At 69.0% G+C, this 23,326-nt stretch carries 22 protein-coding genes; 9 read left to right on the forward strand and 13 right to left on the reverse strand.

Annotated elements, in window-relative coordinates; genetic code table 11:
• The first annotated feature begins 125 nt into the window (after nucleotides 1-125).
• Complete coding sequence (locus ACZ5MC_RS14640) at nucleotides 126-293, forward strand: HigA family addiction module antitoxin (protein ID WP_373432547.1); 168 nt, start codon at nucleotides 126-128, stop codon at nucleotides 291-293.
• A gap of 73 nt (nucleotides 294-366) precedes the next feature.
• Here ACZ5MC_RS14640 and glgA read toward each other — a convergent pair whose 3' ends face one another.
• From glgA to ACZ5MC_RS14655, 3 genes are read right to left on the reverse strand one after another with little or no spacing between them, the layout of a single operon-like run.
• Nucleotides 367-1,815, reverse strand: coding sequence for a glycogen synthase GlgA (glgA, locus tag ACZ5MC_RS14645; protein WP_306601245.1), 1,449 nt, complete (start codon nucleotides 1,813-1,815; stop codon nucleotides 367-369).
• Nucleotides 1,812-3,077: a glucose-1-phosphate adenylyltransferase gene (glgC, locus tag ACZ5MC_RS14650; protein ID WP_464516142.1), complete on the reverse strand. Its 1,266-nt coding sequence runs from the start codon at nucleotides 3,075-3,077 to the stop codon at nucleotides 1,812-1,814. Before glgC ends, glgA begins: the two co-directional genes overlap by 4 nt.
• 55 nt (nucleotides 3,078-3,132) lie before the next feature.
• Nucleotides 3,133-4,137, reverse strand: a complete 1,005-nt coding sequence (locus tag ACZ5MC_RS14655) for a glycosyltransferase family 9 protein (protein ID WP_306601247.1) — start codon at nucleotides 4,135-4,137, stop codon at nucleotides 3,133-3,135.
• 56 nt (nucleotides 4,138-4,193) lie between these two features.
• Between ACZ5MC_RS14655 and ACZ5MC_RS14660 the strand changes: the two genes are divergently transcribed.
• Nucleotides 4,194-5,933 (forward strand): peptidylprolyl isomerase, encoded by a 1,740-nt coding sequence (locus ACZ5MC_RS14660; RefSeq protein ID WP_464516143.1) that lies wholly within the window; start codon nucleotides 4,194-4,196, stop codon nucleotides 5,931-5,933.
• A 399-nt stretch (nucleotides 5,934-6,332) separates the two neighbouring features.
• Nucleotides 6,333-7,505 carry an ISL3 family transposase gene (locus ACZ5MC_RS14665; protein ID WP_464516144.1) on the forward strand — a complete coding sequence of 391 codons (1,173 nt, stop codon included), beginning with the start codon at nucleotides 6,333-6,335 and terminating at the stop codon, nucleotides 7,503-7,505.
• A 24-nt stretch (nucleotides 7,506-7,529) separates the two neighbouring features.
• Here ACZ5MC_RS14665 and ACZ5MC_RS14670 read toward each other — a convergent pair whose 3' ends face one another.
• The 6 genes from ACZ5MC_RS14670 to recO form a co-directional block, all read right to left on the reverse strand.
• Entirely contained in the window at nucleotides 7,530-8,567 is a 1,038-nt protein-coding gene (locus ACZ5MC_RS14670; RefSeq protein ID WP_306601250.1) for an alpha/beta fold hydrolase, read from the reverse strand.
• Complete coding sequence (locus tag ACZ5MC_RS14675) at nucleotides 8,567-10,198, reverse strand: ABC-F family ATP-binding cassette domain-containing protein (protein ID WP_306601251.1); 1,632 nt, start codon at nucleotides 10,196-10,198, stop codon at nucleotides 8,567-8,569. Before ACZ5MC_RS14675 ends, ACZ5MC_RS14670 begins: the two co-directional genes overlap by 1 nt.
• Before the next feature lie 27 nt (nucleotides 10,199-10,225).
• Entirely contained in the window at nucleotides 10,226-10,984 is a 759-nt protein-coding gene (locus tag ACZ5MC_RS14680) for an energy transducer TonB (RefSeq protein WP_306601252.1), read from the reverse strand.
• A 220-nt stretch (nucleotides 10,985-11,204) separates the two neighbouring features.
• The gene (locus tag ACZ5MC_RS14685; protein WP_306601253.1) at nucleotides 11,205-11,666 is read right to left on the reverse strand and encodes a cache domain-containing protein; all 462 of its coding nucleotides are present in this window, start codon (nucleotides 11,664-11,666) and stop codon (nucleotides 11,205-11,207) included.
• A gap of 38 nt (nucleotides 11,667-11,704) precedes the next feature.
• Nucleotides 11,705-13,252 (reverse strand): methyl-accepting chemotaxis protein, encoded by a 1,548-nt coding sequence (locus tag ACZ5MC_RS14690; RefSeq protein ID WP_306601254.1) that lies wholly within the window; start codon nucleotides 13,250-13,252, stop codon nucleotides 11,705-11,707.
• A 200-nt stretch (nucleotides 13,253-13,452) separates the two neighbouring features.
• Nucleotides 13,453-14,196, reverse strand: a complete 744-nt coding sequence (gene recO, locus ACZ5MC_RS14695) for a DNA repair protein RecO (protein WP_464516145.1) — start codon at nucleotides 14,194-14,196, stop codon at nucleotides 13,453-13,455.
• Nucleotides 14,197-14,266: 70 nt separating this feature from the next.
• Between recO and ACZ5MC_RS14700 the strand changes: the two genes are divergently transcribed.
• Together ACZ5MC_RS14700 and ACZ5MC_RS14705 are read left to right on the forward strand one after the other, a co-directional pair.
• Nucleotides 14,267-14,722, forward strand: coding sequence for a Spy/CpxP family protein refolding chaperone (locus ACZ5MC_RS14700; protein WP_464516146.1), 456 nt, complete (start codon nucleotides 14,267-14,269; stop codon nucleotides 14,720-14,722).
• Between the two features lie 24 nt (nucleotides 14,723-14,746).
• Nucleotides 14,747-16,480, forward strand: a complete 1,734-nt coding sequence (locus ACZ5MC_RS14705; RefSeq protein WP_464516147.1) for a transglutaminase-like domain-containing protein — start codon at nucleotides 14,747-14,749, stop codon at nucleotides 16,478-16,480.
• Here ACZ5MC_RS14705 and ACZ5MC_RS14710 read toward each other — a convergent pair whose 3' ends face one another.
• Together ACZ5MC_RS14710 and pyk are read right to left on the reverse strand one after the other, a co-directional pair.
• The gene (locus ACZ5MC_RS14710; RefSeq protein WP_306601258.1) at nucleotides 16,481-16,642 is read right to left on the reverse strand and encodes a hypothetical protein; all 162 of its coding nucleotides are present in this window, start codon (nucleotides 16,640-16,642) and stop codon (nucleotides 16,481-16,483) included. It abuts the gene before it with no gap.
• On the reverse strand, nucleotides 16,639-18,069 hold the full coding sequence (gene pyk / locus ACZ5MC_RS14715) for a pyruvate kinase (RefSeq protein ID WP_306601259.1): 1,431 nt from the start codon (nucleotides 18,067-18,069) through the stop codon (nucleotides 16,639-16,641). Before pyk ends, ACZ5MC_RS14710 begins: the two co-directional genes overlap by 4 nt.
• Nucleotides 18,070-18,201: 132 nt before the next feature.
• Between pyk and ACZ5MC_RS14720 the strand changes: the two genes are divergently transcribed.
• From ACZ5MC_RS14720 to ACZ5MC_RS14735, 4 genes are all read left to right on the forward strand, one after another.
• Nucleotides 18,202-18,426 (forward strand): helix-turn-helix domain-containing protein, encoded by a 225-nt coding sequence (locus tag ACZ5MC_RS14720; RefSeq protein ID WP_306601260.1) that lies wholly within the window; start codon nucleotides 18,202-18,204, stop codon nucleotides 18,424-18,426.
• A 60-nt stretch (nucleotides 18,427-18,486) separates the two neighbouring features.
• Nucleotides 18,487-19,485 (forward strand): type I glyceraldehyde-3-phosphate dehydrogenase, encoded by a 999-nt coding sequence (gene gap / locus ACZ5MC_RS14725; RefSeq protein WP_306601261.1) that lies wholly within the window; start codon nucleotides 18,487-18,489, stop codon nucleotides 19,483-19,485.
• 68 nt (nucleotides 19,486-19,553) lie between these two features.
• Entirely contained in the window at nucleotides 19,554-20,528 is a 975-nt protein-coding gene (locus ACZ5MC_RS14730) for a type I glyceraldehyde-3-phosphate dehydrogenase (protein WP_306601262.1), read from the forward strand.
• Nucleotides 20,525-21,520: a type I glyceraldehyde-3-phosphate dehydrogenase gene (locus ACZ5MC_RS14735; protein WP_306601263.1), complete on the forward strand. Its 996-nt coding sequence runs from the start codon at nucleotides 20,525-20,527 to the stop codon at nucleotides 21,518-21,520. Before ACZ5MC_RS14730 ends, ACZ5MC_RS14735 begins: the two co-directional genes overlap by 4 nt.
• Here the strand turns inward: ACZ5MC_RS14735 and ACZ5MC_RS14740 are convergent.
• Together ACZ5MC_RS14740 and ACZ5MC_RS14745 are read right to left on the reverse strand one after the other, a co-directional pair.
• Complete coding sequence (locus ACZ5MC_RS14740) at nucleotides 21,517-22,998, reverse strand: serine hydrolase domain-containing protein (RefSeq protein WP_306601264.1); 1,482 nt, start codon at nucleotides 22,996-22,998, stop codon at nucleotides 21,517-21,519. The genes ACZ5MC_RS14735 and ACZ5MC_RS14740 overlap by 4 nt on opposite strands.
• A 71-nt stretch (nucleotides 22,999-23,069) precedes the next feature.
• Entirely contained in the window at nucleotides 23,070-23,300 is a 231-nt protein-coding gene (locus tag ACZ5MC_RS14745) for a hypothetical protein (protein WP_306601265.1), read from the reverse strand.
• Nucleotides 23,301-23,326: the final 26 nt, after the last annotated feature.

Below are 23,326 nucleotides of genomic sequence, written 5' to 3' on the forward strand. Positions count from 1 at the left end.
CACCGCCGGTTCCGGGTCCTGGGGAAAGGGCAAACCTCACCGTTTACCAGAACAAGCAGGGATGCGGCTTGACTGGATATTACCCAGGTTCATCTTGCAGCCCAATTGGTGTACCCACCCAGCGGGTGAATGAACTCGTTCGTGGAAAGCGCGGGGTTACGCCGGATACGGCATGGCTTCTCAGCAAGGCATTGAGCACTACCCCTGAATTTTGGCTGAATCTTCAGGCGGCCTATGATTTGGCACAAACCCGCCCCCAGCGGGTGGTTCGCCCGCTGGGAAAAGTGAGCTAGGAGGACGAGCAGCTGACCGCCGAAATAAAGGGCATTGGGGGCCCGAGGCGGTTCCACACGGGATGAGGAAATCCTATTCCCCCCTCGCCTTCCGCCTCATCCCTTCATACAGCTCCAGATAATCCTTAGCGCACGCCTTCCAGCTGAAATTCTGCGCCATGGCGTGCTTCTGGATCCTGGCCCACGTGCGGGGATCCTCCCGGTACAGCCTGCAGGCCCTGCCGATCGTCTCCCCTAGGATCCAGCTGCTTGCCTCCTTGAACACGAACCCCGTGGCGGTGGAATCCACCAGGGACTGGGCGTTGGTGTCCACCACGGTGTCCGCCAGGCCCCCGGCGCGGCGCACCAGGGGGAGCGTGCCGTAGCGCAAGGCGTAGAGCTGGGTGAGGCCGCAGGGTTCCTGGCGGCTGGGCACGAGCATCACGTCGCTTCCGGCCAGGATGCGGTGGGCCATGCCCTCGTCGTAGCTGAGCACGCACGCCACGCGGCCGGGGTGGGCCTTGGCGGCGGCCGCGAAACCCTGCTCCAGGACGGGGTCGCCGGTGCCCAGGATGACCAGCTGGGCGTTGAGCTGGAGCAGGTAGGCCACGTTCTCCAGCACCAGGTCCAGGCCCTTCTGCTCGGCCAGGCGGCTCACCACGCCGAAGAGCGGGTCGCCGGGGGACTCGTCCAGGCCTGTCTCCTGCTGCAGGAGGTTCTTGTTGAGCTTCTTGCCGGAGAGGTGGCGGGCGTCGAAGTGGTGCTCCAGGTGGGGGCTGGTGGCGGGGTTCCAGATGGCGTTGTCCACGCCGTTGAGGATGCCGGCGAGGTCCCGCCTCCGGTTGGCGAGGAGGCCGTCCAGGCCGCTGCCCGCCTCGGGCTGCTGGATCTCCTTGGCGTAGGTGGGGCTGACGGTGGTGATGCGGTCCGCGAAGGCCAGGCCCGCCTTCAGGAAGTTGAGCTTGCCGTAGAATTCGGCCCCTTCGGGGTGGAAGATGCTGGGCCCCAGCCACAGCTCGGGCAGGAGGGCGGCGGGATAGATCCCCTGGTAGGACAGGTTGTGGATGGTCATGACGGTGAGGGGGACGCGGCCCGGGTCCTGGGCGTAGTAGGCGGGGATGAGGGCGGTCTGCCAGTCGTGGGCCTGGAGGATGTCGGGGCGCCAGCCGGCCCAGTCGCCGTTCCGGCCCAGCTGGGAGGCCGCCCAGGCGAAGGCGGCGAAGCGCAGGTGGCTGTCGCCGTACTCCGCGTAGGGTCCGCCCGCGCGGTCGTAGAGGCCCGGATGGTCCAGCAGGTAAACGGGCACGCCGTCGGCGGTGGTGCCCCGCAGCAGGCGCGCCTCCCCCTGCCCCATGAGGTCCGGGAAGCCGCCCGCGGGTTCCAGGTCCCGGATCTGGTTCAGGAAGGCCCCGAACCCCGGAAGCAGCAGGCGGGCGTCGGCACCCAGGGCCCGCTGGGCGCCCGGGAGGGCGGCCATGACGTCGCCGAGGCCTCCCACCTTCACGTAGGGGAACAGTTCCGTGGCTGCGTGGAGAATCTTCATCGGCCGTCCTGCAGGTTGTCCAACATCCGCTGGGATATCAGGGTTACACCTCCCGGCGTGCGATGGAAGCGAGCAGCGTCCGCCGCCGGGTCCTCCCCCGCCACCAGCCCCTCGGGAACCCGGCAGTCCCGGTCCACCACGACCCGGTGCAGCCGGGCGTGCTCGCCGATGTCGGCCCCGGGGAGCACCACCGCCTCGTGGAGGTAGGCGTGGGAATGGACCCGCACCTTGCTGGAGAGCAGGGAACGGTGCACCGTGGCTCCGGAGATGATGCACCCCGCCGACACGAGGCTGCTGATGGCCACGCCGTTGCGGTGGGGGCCGCTGTGCACGAACTTGGCCGCCGGAAGCTGTTCCTGGTGGGTGAAGATGGGCCAGTCGTAGTCGTAGAGGTTCAGCTCGGGATCCACGTTGGTGAGGTCCATGTTGGCCTCCCAATAGGCGTCCACCGTGCCCACGTCCCGCCAGTAGGGCGGCTTGTCCATGTTGCGGATGTGGCTGCGTTCGAAGCGGTGGGCGAACACCCGCGCCCGGGGCACCAGGTAGGGGATGACGTCCTTGCCGAAGTCGTGGGAGGAGGCCGGATCTGCCGCATCCCGGGCCAGCTGCTCGTATAGGAAGTCGGCCTTGAACAGGTAGATCCCCATGCTGGCGAAAGCGAGGTCCGGCCGGCCCGGCACGGGCGTGGGCTCCAGGGGCTTCTCCACCCAGGACACGATGCGGCCGGTGGCGTCCGCCTGGGCGACCCCGAACTCCCGGGCGTCCGCCAGCGGCACCTCCAGGCAGGCGATGGTCAGGTCCGCGTCCTTCTCCAGGTGGTCCTCCAGGAACCGGCGGTAGTCCATCTTGTAGATGTGGTCGCCCGCCAGCACCAGGACGTTCTCGGGCCGGCGGGCGGCAAGGGTCTCGACGTTCTGGTGCACCGCGTCGGCGGTGCCGCTGTACCAGGCGTCGCTCTCCAGGCTCTGCTGCGCGGGCAGCACGTGGATGAACTCGTTGAACTTGCCGTTCAGGAAGGTCCAGCCGAACTGCAGGTGCTCCAGGAGGCTGTGGGAGTTGTACTGGGTGACCACCAGGATCTTGCGGATGTTGGAGTTCACGCAGTTGCTCATGGTGAAGTCGATGATGCGGTACTTCCCGCCGAAGGCCAGGGCCGGCTTGGAGAGGCTGCGGGTCAGGTCCAGGAGCCGCTTGCCGCGGCCTCCCGCAAGCACCAACGCGATGGTTCGCTGGGCTGCCAGGAACACCTCGCGCTGCGACATCGGCACCCCTCGAGCATGCTTTTCCCCGGAAGGATGCTCCAAAACCCGCGAGGATTCAAGGCAAAACGGCCTGCAGCTCGTCCCAGAGGTAGTCGTCGGCCAGGGCCGTCATGCAGGGATTCCCTTCCACCGTGCAGATGACGCCCATGCATTCCAGGCAGGGGAGGCCCTCCTTGCGCGCGGTGCGCACCCGGGGGCCCCAGGGCGCGGAGTGGCGGGGGCGCGTGGGTCCGAAGATGGCGAGCGTCGGAGTCCCGCAGCCCGCGGCGATGTGGGCGAGGCCCGAGTCCATGCCCACCAGGGCCTTGGCCCCCGCGATCCACGCGGCGGAGAGGGCGAGCCCGCCCTGGTTCGTGAGGTCCACCGACCCGGGGACCCGCTCGACGATCTGCCCGGCCAGCGCCAGGTCCACCGGGCCCGCGCCCAGGATCACCGGCGTGATCCCCGCAGCCACCAGCCGGGTTCCCAGGGCCGCGAAGGAATCCACCGACAGGCGCTTGCAGGCGCAGTTGGCGCCCGGGGCCAGCACCACGTAAGCCTCCAGCCCCAGGGACGCCTTGCGCTCGGCCGCCTCGGCCAGGGCTTCGGCCCGGGGCCGGAAGGGCAGGAAGGACGCCGGTTCGGGGAGCTGGGGGAAGGCCTGGGCCACCACGGCCTGGTAGCGTTCCACGAAGGGCGTGTCCTGCTTGTAGAAGGCGATGCTATGCGTGTAGAAGAGGGAGGCGCCCCGGTCCCCGCAGCCCAGGCGCAGGGGGACGCGGGCCAGCAGGCCCGCCACCGCGGGGCGGCTGCTCTTGGGGAAGTTGATGAGCGAAGCCGGACGGTGGGCACGCAGGAGCTGCGCGGCCTTCAGGGGACTGTACTTGCGCTCTGGATCCGGCACGGCCGCGACGTAGTCGGGACTCCCGGCGAAGAGATCGACGATCCAGCCGGGGCCCCAGGCCACCAGCGGCAGGCCCGCCGCCCGCAGCCGGGCGATGGCGCCGTGGATCATCATCGCGTCCCCGAAGAAGCGCGGGAAACGCACCCAGTGGGCCCCCATGGGCGCAACGTCGTTCAAGTCAGCCTCCGGCCTTCATCCTCGCGTAAGATAAGTCCTACTCCAAGGATCAATTCATGCCTTTCCCGCACGCCCGCAGCTCCTTCCTCACCCTGGTGGCCACCCTCTCCAGCCAGGCCGCGCCCCCGGCGATCCAGGCCACCTTCACGCCCGTGGACGCGGTGAAGGCCGAGTGGGACCGGAAGCCCCCGGTGCTCGCCCCCGAGGTGATGGCTGCGCTGCCCCCCGCCGACCGCGCCCGCCTGGAGCTGACCCTGAAGCGCATCGGCGCCCCGGGCGCCCCCGCCCTGCTGCCCCCGTGGCTCGCCAACCCCACCGCGCCCGTCTGGGAAGCCAGGGCCCTGGAGGCCGTCACGCCCCAGGACCGCTTCACGGCCCTGCACTTCCTCAACCGCCTGAAGTCCCCCAAGGCCCTCAGCGCCCTGGAGAGCCTCACGGCCGCGGACGCCGCCACCTGGCCCGCCCACCTCCACCTGGAAGGGCCCCTGGCCACGGCGATCCTCAACGGCGCCGTGGTCCATCCCCCGGTGATCGCCTTCATGGAGGCGCTGTTCAAGGCCGGCAAGACCGACCCCGTCCGGGGCGGCGCGGCCCACCTCCGCCTGGTGCTCGCCGGGAAGGAGAAGGGCGAGGCGCGCATGAACGACCCCTTCCACCTCGCCTACCTGGACGCCTGGAATCGCGGGCCCTGGGACAAACGGGCCCAGGAGCACCTCAACCTCCTCACCGGGGCCCTGGCCTCCACGTCCGGCCCCGGCCCCGCCCAGCGGCTCCTGGAGGGCCTCCCCGCCACGCCCGACCCCGCCGCCAGCGCCCTGGCCTTGAAGGCCCTCGGCTCCGACCGCATCCAGGTGCGCATGGCCGCCCTGGAATACTTCGGGAAGCTGCCCGCCCTCGAGCCCGACGCCCTGACCGAACTGAAACGGAACGCATTCCGCAACTACGGCGGCCCCCTGTCCAGCTGGTACCTGCAGGCCCTGCGCAAGCACGCGCCCCAGGATGCGGACCGCTACGATTCCGTCCTGCTCAGCTCCACCGATCCGTTGGCCCTGGCCGCCGCCCTGGAGGACCTGCCCCGGGCCCCCGGCAACCTGGAGGCCCTGGTCCAGCGCCTCTGGACCGTGCCCATGTACGATGCCGTCCAGGCCCTGCTGCCCGCCCTGGAACGCTGGAAACTGCCCGAACCCCAGCGCCGTGCCCTGCTGGCGCGGTTCCTGGAACACCCCTGCTGGACGGCCCGCCTCGACGCCTACACCCTCCTGGCCAAGGTGGACCCCTCCACCCCCTGGCCCGCTGCCCCGAAGACCCCCTTCCTGGAGGACCTCATCCGCGACGAGGCCCTGCGCCTGGCCCGCTCCGGCAAGCCCGTGCGCATGCGTATCACCTTCGAGCGCGGCCGCCGCGTCGTCCTGGCCCTCGACCCCGTCAACGCCCCCATCAACGTGGCCAACCTCGTGCTCCTGGCCCGGCGGGGCTTCTTCAATGACCGCCTCGTCCCGCGCGTCGTCCCGGACTTCGTGGTGCAGATGGGCAGCCCCGTGGACACCATGGACGGCGGCCCCGGCTACACCGTCCGCTGCGAGGACAGCCTGGCCTGGTACGGCCCCGGCAGCGTGGGCATGGCCCTGAGCGGCAAGGACACCGGCGGCAGCCAGTTCTTCATCACCACCAACGCCGCGCCGCACCTGACGGGGAGGTACACCCGGGTGGGCGAGGTGGAGGATCCCGCCACCGCCCTGCCGATCCTTGACGGCCTGGAACTGGGAACGAAGATCCTGTCCGTGGAGATCCTTTAGCAGAGGCAAAAAAAGGGTTCTTCACGGATTTGAGGGGTGGCGCCGACCCACACTCACTTTAGCTTGGTGCTGACGAGGAGGCCGGGTCCGGTCGATAGGGGCCGTTCTGAGCCCGTCATCCAGGTAAGTTGAAACGAAAAGCTTATCGCCGAGGCGCCGAGGGGCCGAGGTTCGCCGAGAAAAGATCTTCTTTTTATTCCTCGGCGATCCTCGGCTCCTCGGCGCCTCGGCGATAGGCCCTTCGATCGAGATTGCCGGATTCATCGGGTAACAGGTCGGCAGCAGTGGACTTCAGGCATCTTGGAGTTGTCGAGAAACCAGGATGAGAGGAGGCCGCTGCTGCCTACCAAGGAGCTTATTGCCCGTTTGGGCGGATGGAAAGGGCATCGCGTCGGAACCGTGGAAAGGTTCGAACCGGGGGAGAAGGGTACCCGCGCCCAGGTCTGGATCGAGTTGCTCGGCTTCGGTGTCCACCCTCGGACCTGCAGCGGCTGCCAGCGCAAGGTTTCAGCGGTGCACGACTGGTCCCAGCGAGAGATCCGGGACCTGCCCGTGTTCGACGCGGATACCGTGTTGGTGGTCTGGCGTGCCCGGGTGGCCTGCCCTGCCTGCGGACCCAAGCTGGAGGCCCTGGACTGGCTGGAACCCTATGCACGGGTCACCAACCGCATGGCCGAGAGTGTGGCCCGCATGTGCAAGGTCATGCCCATCAAGCGGGCTGCCGAGCATTATGGCCTCCACTGGGGCACAGTGAAGGACATCGACAAGGCCTATCTGGAGCGCACGCTGGAGCCAGCCAGACCAGGCAAGGTCCGGCTGCTCATGATGGACGAGTTCGCCCTCCATAAGGGGCAGAGCTACGCCACGGTGTTCGCCGATACCGAAACCCGCCAAGTGCTTTGGGTGGGCAAAGGCCGGGGCAAGGCGGATATCAGGCCCTTCTTCGAATGGCTCGGCAAGCGGCGGTGCCGCAAGATCGCGGCGGTGGCCATGGACATGTCCCCCACTTTCGAAGCGGAAGTCCGCCAACACTGCCCCAATGCCGAGATCGTCCTGGACCAGTTCCATGTCCTGGCCAATTTCGGAAAGCAGGTGCTCGACCGAATCCGGGTCAACGAGGCCAATCGGTGCCGGGACGACAAGGCCGCCCGGGAACTCATCAAGGGGGCCAAGTGGCTCCTGCTGGGCAACTGGGAGAACCTGCCCAACCGGGAGAGCAAGACCAGGCTCAACGCGCTCCTGGAGGCGAACCAAGCCCTCATGACGGCCTACGTCATGAAGGACGCCCTTAAGGCCCTGTGGGGCTTTAAGCGAGAGGGCTGGGCCCGGAAGGCCTGGGAGAACTGGCTGGCCATGGCCACCTCAAGCGGCCTGCCGCCTTTGGTACGTTTTGCGAAAAACCTGGCCAAGCGGATCGAGGACATCCTCTCGCACTGCCGGTGGCACCTGAACACCAGCATCCTGGAGGGGATCAACAACAAGATCAAGGTCCTGAAGCGGATCGCCTATGGGTACCGGGATGAGGCCTACTTCTTCCTCAAGATCCGTGCGGCCTTCCCCGGAAATCCGTGAAGAACCAAAAAAAGGGTCAAAAAGCTATTCCTGCAGCCAGGCTTCCAGGATGGATCCCAGCTGTTCGGGTTCCTGGACGCAGCCCAGGTGGCCCCACATGGACGTGATGAGGGCTGTCGTGGCCTGCCCCGGCCGCGCGGCGTTCAGGATCGCGGCCAGTTCCCCGGCTTCACGCGGGGGGAATTCGTTGTCGGTGTCCACGCTCACCAGCAGGACCGGGCACTGGATGCGCCTCACGCCCTCCTCCAGGGACGCGAATCCCTCCCCCAGATCGTAGCTGTTGATCGCGTTCAGGGACGCGATGAAGCAGTTGGCGTCGTAGGGGGCGCTGCCGGCCTCCTGGCGGGCGGTGAGGAAGGCCTGGGCCCGGGCGGAGCGGCGGGACTGGGCGCCGGGGGCGTGGGGCTGGGTGCAGGTTTCCCGGAACAGCTGCTCGCTGGTGTAGTAGAGCTTCATGACCTGCCAGATGATGCGGGCGGCGGCCAGGGGGGTGCCGGGGGGATACCAGCCCTCCTTGAAGCCGGGATCGGCGCGGAAGGTGTTCATCATGAAGTGGTGCATGGCCATGCCCGACGCGGTCATGCGGGCGGCGGTGGCCACGGCCACGGCCCGGTCCACCCGGTGGGGGTAGGTTGCGGCGAAGGTCAGGGCGTGAAGGGAACCCATGGACGGGCCCGCGACGCAGGCCAGCCGGCCGACGCCCAGGGCGTCCAGGAAGGCCGCCTGGAAGCGCACCTGGTCCACCAGGGTGATGGCCGGGAAGGTGGGGCCGTAGTTCCGGCCGGTGGCGGGGTCGATGGACAGGGGACTGCAGCTGCCGTACATGCCGCCCAGGGCGTTGGGGCTGAGGATGCGGTACCGGTCCGTGTCGAAGGGCCTCCCGGGCCCGATGAGGCCGCCCCACCAGTCCGTGGCCCGCTGGGACGAGAGGCCGCCGTGGCCCAGCAGGATCACCGGGCCCAGGGGATTGCCGTAATCCTCGTAGGCCACCTCCGCTCCCGCCAGCACCGCCCCGCCCTCCGTGACGAAGGGGGCGGGCAGGGTCAGCGCGCGGGCCGTCATCAGCTGTGCACGCCGGGGGCCTCGCGGCCGGTGCTTGCGACGTACTCCTGGTAGGTGCCGGGGTACTTCAGGGGTCCCGCGTGCTCCTCGCCGCCGAGTTCCAGCACCCGGTTCGCCAGGCCGCGCAGGAAGGTGCGGTCGTGGGACACGAAGAGCATGGTGCCCTCGAAGTCCTTCAGGGCCTCGATGAGCATCTCCTTGGTGGCCAGGTCCAGGTGGTTGGTGGGCTCGTCCAGCACCAGGAAATTGGGCGGGTTGAAGAGCATGCGGGCCATGACCAGCCGGGACTTCTCCCCGCCGGACAGGTTCCGGATGCGCTTGTCCACGTCGTCGCCGCTGAACTGGAAGGCGCCCAGGATGTTGCGCAGGACGCCGAGGCCCTCCATGGGGAAGTCCTGCATGAGCTGTTCGATGACCGTCAGCTCCGGGTCCAGCAGGTCCAGGGACTGCTGGGCGAAGTAGCCCAGGCGCAGGCTGGCGCCCAGGCGCACCGAACCGGCGTCCGGCTCCAGGGCGCCGGCCACCATCTTGAGGAGGGTGGACTTGCCGGCGCCGTTCTTGCCCATGACGCACCACCTCTCGCCCCGGCGCACGTGGAAGTCGAAGTCGTTGTAGATCTTCTTGGCTCCGTACCCCTTGCAGACGCCTTCGAGCATGGCCACGTCCTCGCCGCTGCGCATGGGCAGGCGGAAGTCCCACTTCACCACCTTGCGGCGCTTGGGCAGCTCGATGCGCTCGATCTTGTCCAGGGCCTTGACCCGGCTCTGCACCTGGGCGGCCTTGGCGGCGTGGGTGGAGAAGCGCTCGATGAAGCGCTGCTCCTTGGCCAGCTTGGCCTGCTGGCGGGCGTAGGCCGCCTCCTGGTTGGTCTCCCGGGTCTCCCGCTCCTTGACGTAGAAGTCGTAGTCCCCGGAATAGGTGACGATGTCGCCGCCGTCGATCTCGATGACCTTGGTGACGATGCGGTTCATGAAGTCCTTGTCGTGGGAGGTCATGAGCAGGGTGGCCGACACCGACTTGAGGTAGCCCTCCAGCCAGAGGATGGATTCGATGTCCAGGTGGTTGGTGGGCTCGTCCAGCAGGAGCACGTCGAAGCGCCCCAGGAGCACCTTGGCCATGGACACGCGCATCTTCCAGCCGCCCGACAGCGCCCCCACGTCCCCGTCGATCTGCGCGGGCTCGAAGCCCAGGCCCTCCAGGGTGGTGCGGGCCCGGGTCTCCAGCTCGTAGCCGCCCAGGTGCTGGTATTCCTCCTGCACGTGGCCGAAGCGGTCGATGATCGCCTCAAGCTCGTCCGCGCGGTCCGGGTCGCCCATGGCGTGTTCCAGGTCCGTGAGCTCGTGGTGCAGATCCCCCAGGCGCCCGCTCCCGGCGATGGCCTCGTCGAGGACGGAACGCCCGGACATCTCGTCCACCTCCTGCCGGAAGTAGCCGATGGAGAGCTTCTTGGGAACGCTCACCACGCCGTCGTCGGGGTTCTCCTCCCCCAGGATCATGCGGAAGAGGGTGGACTTGCCGGCGCCGTTGGGCCCCACCAGCCCGGCCTTCTCGCCGGGGTTCAGCTGGAAGGACGCATCGATGAACAGGATCTGCTTGCCATACTGCTTGCTGACGTCGGAAAGGGCGATCAAGGGCTTGCTCCAAAGGAACAGCCTACCTCATCTTTCCAGCCGGAATGCCACGGTCAGGCGGAACGTGGCCGCCACGGGGGTCCCGTCCAGCAGGGCGGGCTGGAAGCGCCAGAGCCGGGCCACCCGCACCGCCTCGTTCACCAGCAGGGGGTGGGGGCCGGAGATGACCTGGATGTCCGTGGGGGCGCCGGAGGTGTCGATGGTCATGCGCAGCTCCACGGGCCCCTGCACCCTCACCAGGCGGGCCAGGGCCGGATACACGGGGGGGACCTGGTGCAGGACCCGGATGGCCTGGGTTTCCAGCTCCACCACCTGGGCGGCGCGGGGCGCGGCCTGGGGGGTGGGGGCGGGGCCCGGGGGGAGGCCCACGACCCGGGGGCCCACGGGTGCGTTGGGGTCGCCCGCGATCTCCCCGGACCGGTTGGTGGTGGGGAGGGACGCCGGCGTATAGTCGGGGAGGGTGTTGGTGTCCAGGGGCGGCTGGACGGCCCTGAATCCCGCGGGCACCGGGCCGCCGGAGGGGGGCGGGTCCACCTTGACCGAGGGCAGGACCGTGGGGGGTTCGGGGTCGAAGATGACCACGGGCGGAAGGGTGGAGATGGGGCCGCGGGTGGCCAGGTGCCGGGCCCCGCCCAGCACCGCCGCGCCCAGGGCCGCGTAGACGCCGCAGGCGAGCATCAGGCTCGCCAGGCGGTCCGTGGGGGGCGCCGCCTGGTGCACGGCGTTGAACAGCAGGGTGGGAGGCAGGATCTCGGCAGGCCGAGGGCAACGGTCGCGGGCGGACATGGTACCTCCTTGGGCTGGGGGTCTCCGGGTACGGGAAAGCGGCGCGGACCCTGGGGTTCCGCGCCGCTTCGTCATATCCAAAGATCGTGTTGCCAAGGTATCGGTTACGGCCGTTCGTTCGTCAAGGCGCGTCCGGGAATGTTACAGGACCGTGATGCCGGGGGCCTCGTTCGGCCACGATCGTGTCACCGATGGGCCGGATGTCACGGAAGTGTGCGGCCTACTGGTAGATTCCGCAGCCGATGATCATCTTGTCCTTCAGCTCGACGAAGGAGGCCTTGTGCATGACCTTGTTGCCGGCCGAGGGGTTCAGCTCCTTGTACTCGATCCAGCCGCTGCCCTTGGCCTGCACGAGCTTGGTCCAGTCCTGGATCCAGGGCTTGCCGTCGGGATCCTTGGAATCCCAGCGGTTCTTGCCCACGAGGTCCAGGCGCACGCCGTGGGCCACCACCACGCCCTTCTCGTCGTACACGAAGATGTACAGGTCCTTCTTCTGGCCCGCCTGGAAGTGGAAGGCGCCCTTGGGCGACTGCACTTCGTTGATGAACTTCTCGCGCCCGTTCTTGGTCAGGTAGGCGACGGCCTCCTTGACGAGGGCCTTGGCGTCCTCCCGGGTGGCGGTCTGGGCGAAGCCCGGCAGCGACAGGGCCACCAGGGCGATAGGGATGAGGAACGAGCGCATGGTTTGCCTCCTTGGCAAAGGGGTGGAAACGTCCCGGTTCAGCCCCGGAACCGGGAGACGAGGGTATTCAGTTTTTCGGCGAGATGGGCAAGGTCATTGACTGTCCTCGTCGTTTCACGAATGGTGGCGGCCATCTGCTCGGTGGCGCCGGCGTTGCCCTCGGCAATGCCGGCGAGAGCCCCAACGGCCTCCACAATCCGGGCGGTGTCCTGGCTCTGGGTGCGGCTCTCCGTGCCTACGGCCCGCATGTGGCCGTCGCTCTCCTGAATGGCCGCCCGGATGTCCCGAAGAGCCAGGTTCGCCGCATTCACCGTGGTGGTACCTTCCTCGATGGCCTTCTCGCTGGTAGTGATCAGGGTGGCGATTTCCTTGGCGGCCTGGGCGCTGCGTTCGGCCAGCTTCCGGACTTCTTCGGCCACCACGGCGAATCCGCGGCCGTGCTCGCCAGCCTTGGCGGCCTCGATGGCCGCGTTCAGGGAAAGGAGGTTCGTCTGGTTGGCAATCTCCGTGATGACCGTAAGAATGTTGCCGATCTGTACCGCATTCTCGTTGATGGCGCGCATGCCCCGCACGGAGGCCTCCAGGCAGGATTCCCCCTTGGCGGCGGCCGATTGGGCGTTGTCAAAGCCTTGCAGAGCGCCATCCACCTGCTGGGTGCTCAGGCGCAACGAATTGTTGATGGCGCTGACGCTCCCGTTGGTCTGGGCGACGCTGCCCTTCTGTTCCTCGGCGCTGCGGGCGATGGCGTCGGCGGCGTCGGCCATCTGGCTCATTCCAGCTGCGATCTCCATGGTCCCCGAGGCGATGCTGGCGGAAACGCTCATGGCCTCCAGGACCAGGGCCTGGATGTGGCCCACGAACTGGTTGAAGTGGGTGGCCAGATGGGCAAGTTCGTCATCCCCTGTCACCTCGAGGCGGGCGGTAAGGTCGCCGCCCCCGCTGGAGATGTCCTTCATCCGGTCCTGGAAGACCTCCAGGGGATGGATCAGCGCGCTTGCCACGGACCGCGCCCCCAGGAAGCCCAGGCCCAGGATCAAAGCTGCCACCAGGGACATCAGGCCGATGCCCGATAAGATCTGGGCGCGAACCCTCGCCTGGTGAAGGCCGATCACCATGAACGCCTTCTTGTTGGCGTCCTCCACCGGCACGGCCAGCCCTTCGCGTCCGAGGGCGGAGAAGAGCCGCTGTTCCCCCTTCCCTTCGGGGGGACGGCTGGCCAGTTCCCGAGTGAAGGCCAGGACGTCCACATCGGCCGAGGAGGCGTCCTTCTTCTGCGCCATCACGGTGATCGCCCCCGTGGAAGGGTCCTTCACCAGGATCGCCGCCAGGCTCAGGTCCTTGTCGGAGGCCAGCAGCTGGTCGAACTGCGTTTCCAGAAGGCTGACATCGGAGAACTGCACAGCGGCCTTGGAGGCCTCCGCCGAGAGGGCCGCCAGGGTTGCGCCCTTGAGGTGCAGGTCCTTCCGTCCCAGGTCGTTCAAGAGAATGGCGGCCACCGCCACCAGGACCACCGTGACGACCGCCGTCTGGAAGAAATTGCTGATGGTGAGTTTCTTTCGGATGCTTAACGTATTCCACCGGAGCATGGGGCACCTTGAAAGAAGGGAAATGGGAAAAGCGCAGCCCGCCATACCATTACCTGGAGTGGCCTAGCTGCGCCTTCAACTCGCAGGTCCGAACCTGCACGTTAAGACTTCTCCGCCTTCTGCAAACGGAAACCGAACAGGGGTAATTTATCCAGTAAGGGGAAAATGTCAACTGCCTTTCCCTGTGGACCCAGGGAATGCTACACGATGAGCTTCTCCAGCACCTCGTAGCTCTTCAGGCCGCCCAGCTCCCGCCGCAGGCGGTCCCGGAGGATCCAGGTTACGGCCCGGGCGGCTTCGGTGCCTTCGGGGTCGGGGGCCTCGGCGGCGGGCAGGGTGCGCAGGAGCTTCAGGTGCTCCCGGGCGCCCGGAGGCAGGGCCTCCCGCCGGTCCACGGGCGTGCAGGCCGCGCAGCACCAGCCGTGGTCCTGGGTGAAGAGCACCAGGGGGGCCTCCCCGTTTCCGCAGCGGCCGCAGAGCCGGGGGTGGGGCAGCAGGCCCATGAGGTGGAGCATCCAGTGCTCCGCGTAGGCGAGGACGGCCATGGACCGGGACGGAACGTCCTTCAGGGACCTCGCGCAGGCCGACAGGAGCCGGAAGAGGCGGTCGTCCTCCACGCCCTCCCGGGCCACCCGGTCGAAGACGTCCGCCAGGCAGGCCACCACCAGGCTGGACTCCAGATGCCCCAGGGTCATGGGCGAATGCACCAGCTCGCACCGCGTGACCCGCTTGAGCTCGGCGTGTTCCTTGCCGAAGAAGCTCACCTTCACCAGCCCCAGGGGCTCGAAGCTCGAGACCCACTTGGCGGTGGGCTTTTTCGCCCCCCGGGCCAGGCCCACCAGCCGTTCCCCGTGCTCGGTGAGGAACGACACCACCAGCCCCCCCTCCTCGAAGGGGGTGGGACGCAGGACGATGGCGGAATGGGTGCGGATCATCCTCTCCATTAAACCCTCCCGGCGCCCCGGGAGTCCCATATGCTGTGGAAGGAAATCCCACACCCATCAGGAGCAGGCCATGAGAACACTCGCAACCGCTGCGTTCGCCCTGGGAATCTGCCTGGCGCCGGCCCTGGCCCAGGACGCGCCCGCCCCCCGTCCCCGCATGGGGGACCGCCTGCCCAGGCTGGAAGAGCGCTTCGACCGCGCCCTTCGCCTCACCGAAGCCCAGAAGGCCTCCGTCAAGGAGATCAGGGCCAGGCACCGCCCCGCCCTCGAGGCCCTGCGCGCCAAGGCCGAGACCGCCCACAAGGCCTTCTCCGAAGCCATGAAGAACCCCGAGGCCAAGCCCGAGGACCTCAGGCCCCTCCACCGCGCCCAGGCCGACGCCAACCTGGACCTGCTGCTGGAGCACCGGGCCCAGCGCATGGAGATCCGCGCGCTCCTCACCCCCGAGCAGCGCGAGAAGGCCGCCAGGCTCCTGGGGCGGATGGAAGGCATGCGGATGCGCCACCCCGGCGGCGCCCCGAGGTAGGTTATCGTGGGGACGGAGCACCCCATGGCCGTCCCCTTCCGACCGATCCTCGCCCTGACCCTGGCCGCCGCCCTCCTGGCGGCCCCGCCTTCCACCGAGACGCACACCTTCCGGGAGTGGATCGCGGGCCAGGAGGCCGGGGGCTCGGTGCGCAAGCTCACCCGCGGCCCCGAGGGGGTCCGAATCGAGTCCCGGGAGTGGACGCGGCTGGAGCGCATGGGCGTGCCCATCGTCCAGGACCTCTCCGAGACCGCCCTGAAGCGTCCCGACGGTTCCATCACGTTCACCTTCCGGATCTCCCTCTCCCAGGAGCCCCTGGAGGGCCAGGCCTCCTGGTCCCCCGCGGCGCCCGGGAAGCTCCAGCTGGCCTACCGGAACCTCCCCTCCCGCACCGTGGACCTGCCGCCGGGCACCGTCCTCTGGCCCGGGGACGTGGACGACCTCCTGAAGGCCGCGGCCGCGGAGCGGCGCCCCATCCACGTGAATAGCTTCAACGTCTCCACCCAGCAGCCCTCCGCCCTGGACCTGGAGCCGGTGGGACCCGATCCCCTGCCGGGGTACCCCGGGGCGGTTAGGTTCCGGGGCAAGGCCTCCGAGGGGCCGATGGCCCAGGACATGGAAATGTGGATCTCCCCCCAGGAGGGCGACCTCAAGTCGGTGGGATCCTTCGCCGGCATCGTCATGGTCTCCCAGCGGGAGGATCTGCCCGCCCAGCCCGCCACCAAGGGGGACAAGGCCTTCTTCGAGCCCACCCTCAAGGCGCTTCCCCCCCACCCGTTCCTCCCGTGGGTGCGGGAGGTGGCGGTGCGCTGGGAGGGCAAGGGGACCCTGGACCTCCCCGCGGACGCCCAGCAGCGGCCCCAGGGGGGCAACCGCTTCCTCCTGTCCCGCGCCGCGCCCCTGACGGGGGCGGAACTGGCCGAACCGCCCGTGAAGGGCGCCCCTGCGGAAGAGGACCGGCCCTTCCTCGCCGCGACCCCGCTGGCGCAGTTCGGGGATCCCGTCTTCGACGGCCTCCTGAAGCGCCTGGATCCGCCCCCCGGCGCCACCCGCGCCGAGCTGGTCAGGCGGGTGACCGCCTTCGTCTACGACTGGATCCGGGACAAGGACTACACCGTGGGCTTCGCATCCGCCCAGGAGGTGGCCCGCAATCCCCGCGGCGACTGCACCGAGCATGGCGTCCTGGAAGTGGCGCTCCTGCGCCGCCTGGGCGTGCCGGCCCGGGGCGTGGTGGGGTGGGTGGCCATGGGCGACGGCATGGGGCTGCATTTCTGGGTGGAGGCCCGCATCGGTGCGCGGTGGTTCCCGGTGGACCCCACCTTCGACATGGTCCCGGCCTCGGCCTTCCGCCTCAAGCTCGGCACCACCGACCTGGCCGACCTGGGCGCGGTGGGATGGGAGAACGCGGCCTCGACCTTCCAGGACGGCACCTGGGTTCCCGAGGCCCCCTGGGCGGACGCGGTGCGGGTGCAGGGCGACACCGCCTTCGGCCAGGGCCTCGCCCTGCGGGCGGAGGGGGCCTCCTGGACCTGGCGGGGCGGGCGCCTGGCACTGGACGGCCGCCACCGGGTGACCGCGGCGCCCCGGCCGGGCCCCGCGATCCCGGTGCGCCTGCTCCAGGGCAGGGGCGGCAGGCGGGGCTGGTTCGGCTCCGGCAGCCTGTGGGCGGACGCCGGCGCTGGCGAATGGCTCCTGGTGGAGCGGGTCACCGAGGCGGAGGCCTTCAGGCTCCTGGACGGACTGGAAGTCCGGCGCTGATCACTCGAGGTACCGTTCGGCGAGCTTGCGCGTGTAGTAGAGGCCCAGGCCGCTGCCCACGGAGCTGACCAGGACGGCCAGGGTGATGCCGTGGAGTCCGCCCAGCCACCACCCCAGGGCGCCCCCGAGGCTCATGCCGAAGAACCCCAGGAGGCCCTTCACAGCTCGATGACCTTGAGCGAATTGGTGGAGCCCTCCTGGTAGAGGGGCAGCCCGAGCGTGAAGACCACCTTCTCCCCGCGGGCGGCGCCGAAGGACTTCAGCAGCTCCTTCTCCACGGTGGCCATGGCGTCGTCGGCGGACTGGGCCTTGGGCAGCAGGAGGGACTGCACGCCGCGCATGACGCCCATGCGCCGGGCGTTGCCCAGGTCCATGGTGACGCCCACCACGGGGACGTCCCCCGCGAGCCGGCTCACCATGCGGGCGCTGCCGCCGCCCTCGGTGAAGACCACGATGAAGCTGGCGGCGATCTCCTGGGCGGTGCGGCACGCGGCGAACGCCACGGCCACGTCGGTGCGCGAGGAAAGGCGCTGCGCGAGGGCGTCCTCCGTCCGGCCCAGGCGGGGCCGGAAGTGGGCGTCGGCGTCCTCGGCGATGCGCGCCAGCCACTGGATGGCGTCCACGGGGAACTTCCCGACGGCGCTCTCGGCGCTCAGCATCACGGCGTCCGTGCCGTCCCAGATGGCGTTGGCCACGTCCGAGGCCTCGGCCCTCGTGGGCTGGGGATTCTCGATCATGCTCTCCAGCATCTGGGTGGCGGTGATCACGGGCTTGAGGGCGTGGCGCGCCGAGGCGATGATGTGCTTCTGCAGGTTGGGGACGCGCTCCACCCCCAGCTCCACGCCCAGGTCGCCCCGGGCCACCATCACGCCCCAGGACACGTCGAGGATCTCGTGCAGGTTGTCCAGGGCCGCGGGGTGCTCGATCTTGGCGATGATGGGCTGGGCGCCGCCCATGCCCTTGATGACGGCCTCCAGGGCCCGCACGTCCCCGGCGCGCCGGACGAAGCTCTGGGCGAACAGGTCGACGCCGTTGTCCACGCCCCAGCGGATGTCCACCAGATCCTTGGGAGTCAGGGGATCGAAGGCCACGTCCAGCCCGATGGGATGGACGCCCTTCCGGGGCTTGAGAAGCCCGCCCACCTTGACCCGGGCCACCACGAGCCGGGGCCGCACCTCGGTCACCTCCACTTCGAGGTTGCCGTCGTCCAGGATCCAGCGCTGGCCGGCCTTGGCGCCCAGGAACAGCTCGGGATGGGGCAGCGGAACCGCCCAGGCCGCGCCTCCGGGGCCGGTGCCCGGCCCCTCCCCTTCGGGGTGGAAGGCGCCGATGGTGCCCACCGCCAGCTCCACGGGGGCCGCCATGGCGCCCACGCGCCACTTGGGCCCCTGGAGATCCAGCAGGACCGGCACGCGCCGCCCGATCTCGCCCGAGATCCGCCGGATTTCGGCCAGCGCCTCCAGGCGCCCCGCCAGGTCGCCGTGGCTCGCGTTGAGACGGACCGCGTCGGCGACTTCGAGCGCCCCGCGCAGTCGTCCACTCTCCGCCAGGGCCGGTCCCATCGTGACCACAATCTTGGTTTTGCGCACGAAGACCTCCGGTGTTTCCACAAGTATTCCACAGGTTTTTCCGCAGCGCAGGCGCCATGATCGAAGTAAATTCGCCTGTCCACGCGCAATCCGAGGTGCTATTTTTTTGGGCTACCCCTTGGAGCCGCCCCGATGCGCCACATGATGGAGGAACTGATCGCCGAGCTCGTTCGGATGGACATCCCCCTCGAGATCGCGAAGCGGGAAATGGAGCGCATCTACCTTGAGAGGGTCCTGGAGGCCCACAACGGCAACCAGAGCGCCGCCGCGCGCAAGCTGGGCATGCACCGGAACACGCTCTCCAAGAAGCTTGAACAACATCTGGGCGCATTGCGGTATCCTGCTGTCAACTGCTGAGCGGGATCCCACGGCTTGCAGGCTGGGTCCCCTTCGGCCAAACGCGGTCAGGAGGCCAGCATGACTAAGATCGGGATCAACGGGTTCGGGCGAATCGGCCGGATGGTGTTTCGCGCGGCCGTGAAACATTTTCCGGACCTGGAGATCGTGGGGATCAACGATCTCCTCGAGCCCGAGTACCTCGCCTACATGCTCCAGTACGACTCCGTGCATGGCCGCTTCCAGGGCGAAATCAAGGTCGACGGGAACACCCTCGTGGTCAACGGCAGGAAGATCCGCCTCACCCAGGAGAAGGATCCCGCGAACCTCAAGTGGAACGAGGTGGGGGCGGAGATCGTCATCGAGTCCACGGGCCTGTTCCTGGACAAGGAGACCGCCAGCGCGCACCTGAAGGCCGGCGCCAGCAAGGTCATCCTCAGCGCCCCCTCGAAGGACGACACCCCCATGTTCGTCTACGGCGTCAACCACGATTCCTACGACGGCCAGGCAATCATCTCCAACGCCAGCTGCACCACCAACTGCCTGGCCCCCGTGGCCAAGGTGCTGCACGATTCCTTCGGCATCAAGCGCGGCCTCATGACCACCGTGCACGCCGCCACCGCCACCCAGAAGACCGTCGACGGCCCCTCCAAGAAGGACTGGCGCGGGGGCCGCGGCATCCTGGAGAACATCATCCCCAGCTCCACCGGCGCCGCCAAGGCCGTGGGCAAGGTCATCCCCTCCCTCAACAAGAAGCTCACGGGCATGGCCTTCCGCGTGCCCACCTCCGACGTCTCGGTGGTGGACCTCACCTGCGAACTGGAAAAGCCCGCGAGCATGGAGGACATCTGCAAGGCCATGAAGGCCGCCGCCGACGGCCCCCTCAAGGGCGTCCTGGCCTACACCACCGACAAGGTCGTCTCCACGGACTTCCGGGGCGAGAGCTGCACCTCCACCTTCGACGCCGACGCGAGCATCGTGCTGGATCCCACCTTCGTGAAGGTGGTCGCCTGGTACGACAACGAGTGGGGCTATTCCTGCAAGGTGCTGGAGATGGCCAAGGTCGTCGCGAAGAAGTAGGCCGCTGACGGGACCGGATGAGAGCCGGCGGGAACCCCCTGCCGGCTCTCCCCATTCTGGGGAATCGAATGCGCATCGCCATCAACGGTCTGGGCCGCATCGGACGCCAGGTGCTGCGCCGGATCCACCTGGAACCGGGCCTCGAGCTCGTGGGGGTGAACGACCCCGCCGACGCCGCCACCCTGGCCCACCTGGTGACCTACGACTCCGTGCACGGGAAGGCGCCCTTCCCCGTCGCCGCCGGGGACGGGCACCTCCTCCTGGACGGCCTGCGGGTGCCCCTGTCCGCGGCCGTGGACCCCTCCCTGACCCCCTTCGGCGACCTGGGCGCCGAGGTGGTGCTGGAGTGCTCGGGGCGCTTCACCCGCCGCGCGCAGGCCGCGGGGCACCTGCGCGGCTCCGTCCGCCACGTGGTCATCAGCGCCCCGTCCCCGGATGCCGACGCCACGGTCGTCGTGGGCGTGAACCGGTCCCGGGAGGCGGTGCTCAGCGCGGCATGCCCCGCCACCCACGCCCTGGCCCACCTGGTGCGGGCCCTGGACGGCGCCTTCGGCGTGGAGGCCGGCCTTGCCACGGCCGTGGAGAGCTACGGCAACGACCAGCGCATCCTGGACCTGCCCCACCCCGATCTGCGCATGGCGCGGGCCGCGAGCATGAGCATGATCCCCGCGCCCTCGGAGGCCGCCCGGTGCCTGGGCGAGGTGCTGCCGTGGACCCTGGGCCGGTTCGACGCCCTGGCCGTGCGGGTCCCCACCCCGGACGTGAGCATCGTCGACCTGGGCGTGCGCCTGGGCAGGGATGCGGACCTGGAGTCCGTCCACGCCGCCATCCGTGGCGCCGCCGCCGCCCGCCCCGGCCTGGTGGAGATCCTGGAGGCCCCCCTGGTGAGCGTGGACCTGCGCGGCCGCGAGGCGAGCTGCATCCTGGACCCGTACCTCACCCGCGTCCACGCCCCCCGCTTCGTGAAGGTCTTCGCCTGGTACGACAACGAGACCGCCTACGCCGCGCGCCTGCGGGACCTCTGCCTGGAGCTGGCCCGATGATCGCCATCAACGGACTCGGACGCATCGGAAGGCTGGCCGCGCGCCGCCTGGCCCTGCAGCGCCCCCACCGCCTCTGCGCCCTGAACGACCCCGCCGACCTGGAGACCGTGGTGCATCTCCTGCGCTTCGACTCCATCCACGGGGACGACCATCCCGTGGTGCTCGGCCTTCGCAAGGGCGACCAGGACTTCCTCGTCATGGAGGGCAAGGAGTATCCCCTCTTCCACGAGACCGACCCCGCCCGGATCCCCTTCGGCGCCCACCGCGCGCGCGTGGTCGTGGAGGCCTCGGGCCGCTTCGCCACGCGGGAGGGCGCCGCCCGGCACCTGCAGGGCCCCGTGCGCCACGTGGTCATCTCGGCCCCGAGCCCCGACGCCGATTTCACCGTGATCCACCCCTTCAACGGCCACCTCCTGGATCCGGAGCGCCACCGGGTCATCTCCAACGCCAGCTGCACCGCCCACGCCACGGCCCCCATCCTGGACGTCCTGGAGAAGGCCTTCGGCCTGGAGAGCGCCAGCATGAGCACGGTCCACGTGGCCACCAACGACCAGCGCCTCCTGGACCTCCCCCACAAGGACCTGCGCCGCGCCCGGGCCGCCTTCATGAGCATCATCCCCACCACCAGCAGCGCCTTCGGCGCCCTGCGGGCCGCCCTGCCCCACCTGCCGGCGGGCTTCGACGGCTGGGCCCTGCGCGTGCCCTGCCTCAACGTCAACCTCGTCGACCTCACCGCCATCCTGTCCCGGGACGTCACTTCCGAAGAACTGAACGACGCCTTCGACGAGGCTTCCCGCGTGCGCCTCCGGGGCATCCTCGCCGTGAGCGAGGGCGGCCTGGTGAGCCGGGACTTCACCGGCCGGGAGGAGAGCGTGGTCATGGACCCGGACCTCACCCGCGTGGTGGGCGGGCGCATGGTGAAGGTCTGCGGCTGGCACGACAACGAGGTGGCCTACGCGGCGAGGCTCTGCGAGCTCGTGATCCGGCTCTAGGGCGCGATTTCCTTCAGGACGCGGACGGCTTCGGCGTTGCCCGGATCCAGCGCCAGGACGCGGCGGTAGTGAATCGCCGCCGAGGCATGGTCGCCGTTGACCCGGAAGGCCTGGGCCAGGCTGTCGTGGGCATTGGCGCTTCCCGGAAAACGGTCGGCGGTCAGCTTGAACACCGCCAGCGCCTGGGGGGCCCGGCCCATGCTGAGGAGGCGGTAGCCCCAGTCGTTCAATTCCGGTTCGGACCAGACGAGGGCCGGGTCCGCACGCTCGATCCCGGCCGCGATGGCGTTGATCTGGTCATAACCCTGCTCCTCCAGAAGGATCCGAAGGGCGGGCACGCCCGAAAGCCGCAGGCCTGGCGCAAAAATGGAGGCGACCTTGTCGACCATGTCCTCGGGATAGGCGCCCGCGAGGTTGGTCAGGATGACCACGGCCACGCCGTCCTCCGGATAGATGGAGAAGGCGGCGCGGCCTCCGCCGGTCATGCCCGCGGCCCGGTGCGTCCCGCGTCCGAGCACCTCCATGCCCAGGCCCCACTTGCCGGGCCGCCCATCCCTGAAGGCCACGGGTGTCCAGAGCGTTTCCAGGCTTTCCTCCTTCAGCAACCGGTGATCCTGGAGCGCGATCACCCAGCGCGCCAGGTCCTGGGCGGTGGCGTTCAGGCCGGACGAGGCCCTTCGGAAGGGAAGGAACCGCTCGGAGGTGGCGGCCAGGGTGGCGGGTGCCGGGGCGGAGGGGGCGCGGTAGCCCGCGATCATCGGACCGTTCGGGTTCCACCGGTACGTCGGCGCCCGGTTTGCGATGACGGAATAGGCATCGCCGTAGGCCGTATGCTCCATCCCCGCGATCCGGAACTGTTCTTCGGCCAGCGGCGCGTCCGGCGCCCGCCCCTCGAGCTGGTTCAGGATGCGCTGGATAAGGGTGTAGTTGGTCTGGCAATAGTGGAAGCGGTCGCCGGGCGTGAAAAGGACCGGGCGCGTCTGGACCCAGGCCCAAGCCGCCTGTGCGTCGGTCTCTACGGTTGGGGCGCGCATGATGTCGGGCAGGCCGGACATATGGCTGAGGAGTTGGCGGATCGTGACCTTGCGCCACGTTTCCGGCAGACCGGACAGGTACTGCCCGGCGGGGGCGGAGAGGTCGAGGCGGCCCCGTTCCACCAGCCGAAGGGCCGCGACGCCGGTGAAGGCCTTGGTCACCGAATTGATCGAGAAGACGGTCTCATCCGTGACGGGAACGTTGAACTCCACGCTGGCCTTCCCGTAGTGCCGGAGCAGGACGATGCGCCCTCCCCGGACCACGGCGACCGCCATGCCCGGAATCCTGAGCCGTTCCATCTGCGAGCCGAGGTACCGGTCCACCTGGTCGGCTTCGTCCTGACGGGGGGCGGCGCCCAGGGGCGAGGCGGCAAGGATCGCCGCCATGCCGAGGCGCCGGAGAATGTCGAGGGCCTTCGTTCCGAGGTGACCGCGAGCCGGCATGGACAGTCCTTTCAAAGGTGGAAGGAATGTCTACTGACCCTCCCGGATCAGGAAGGTTGAAACCGGATGCTTCAGACGGGCGCGCCCCCCGCCCGGAGACGGTCCCCCAGGCCCCGCGCGTGAAGGGCCGACACCACCTCGGGGTATCGGCCCAGGAGTTCACGCGAAGCCTTGCGGAATGCGTGCGTTCCGGCTTCCTCGACCGATTCGAGGGTCCGGATGTCATCCAGCATCCGGAGGACCTTCGCCGCCAGGACCGGCGGGAATCCCGTCCGGGCGGAAGAACGCTGGAGACTGTTCATACAATTCCCGGTTGAGGGCTCGAGGC

Source organism: Mesoterricola sp. JemC181 (genome assembly GCF_055384585.1).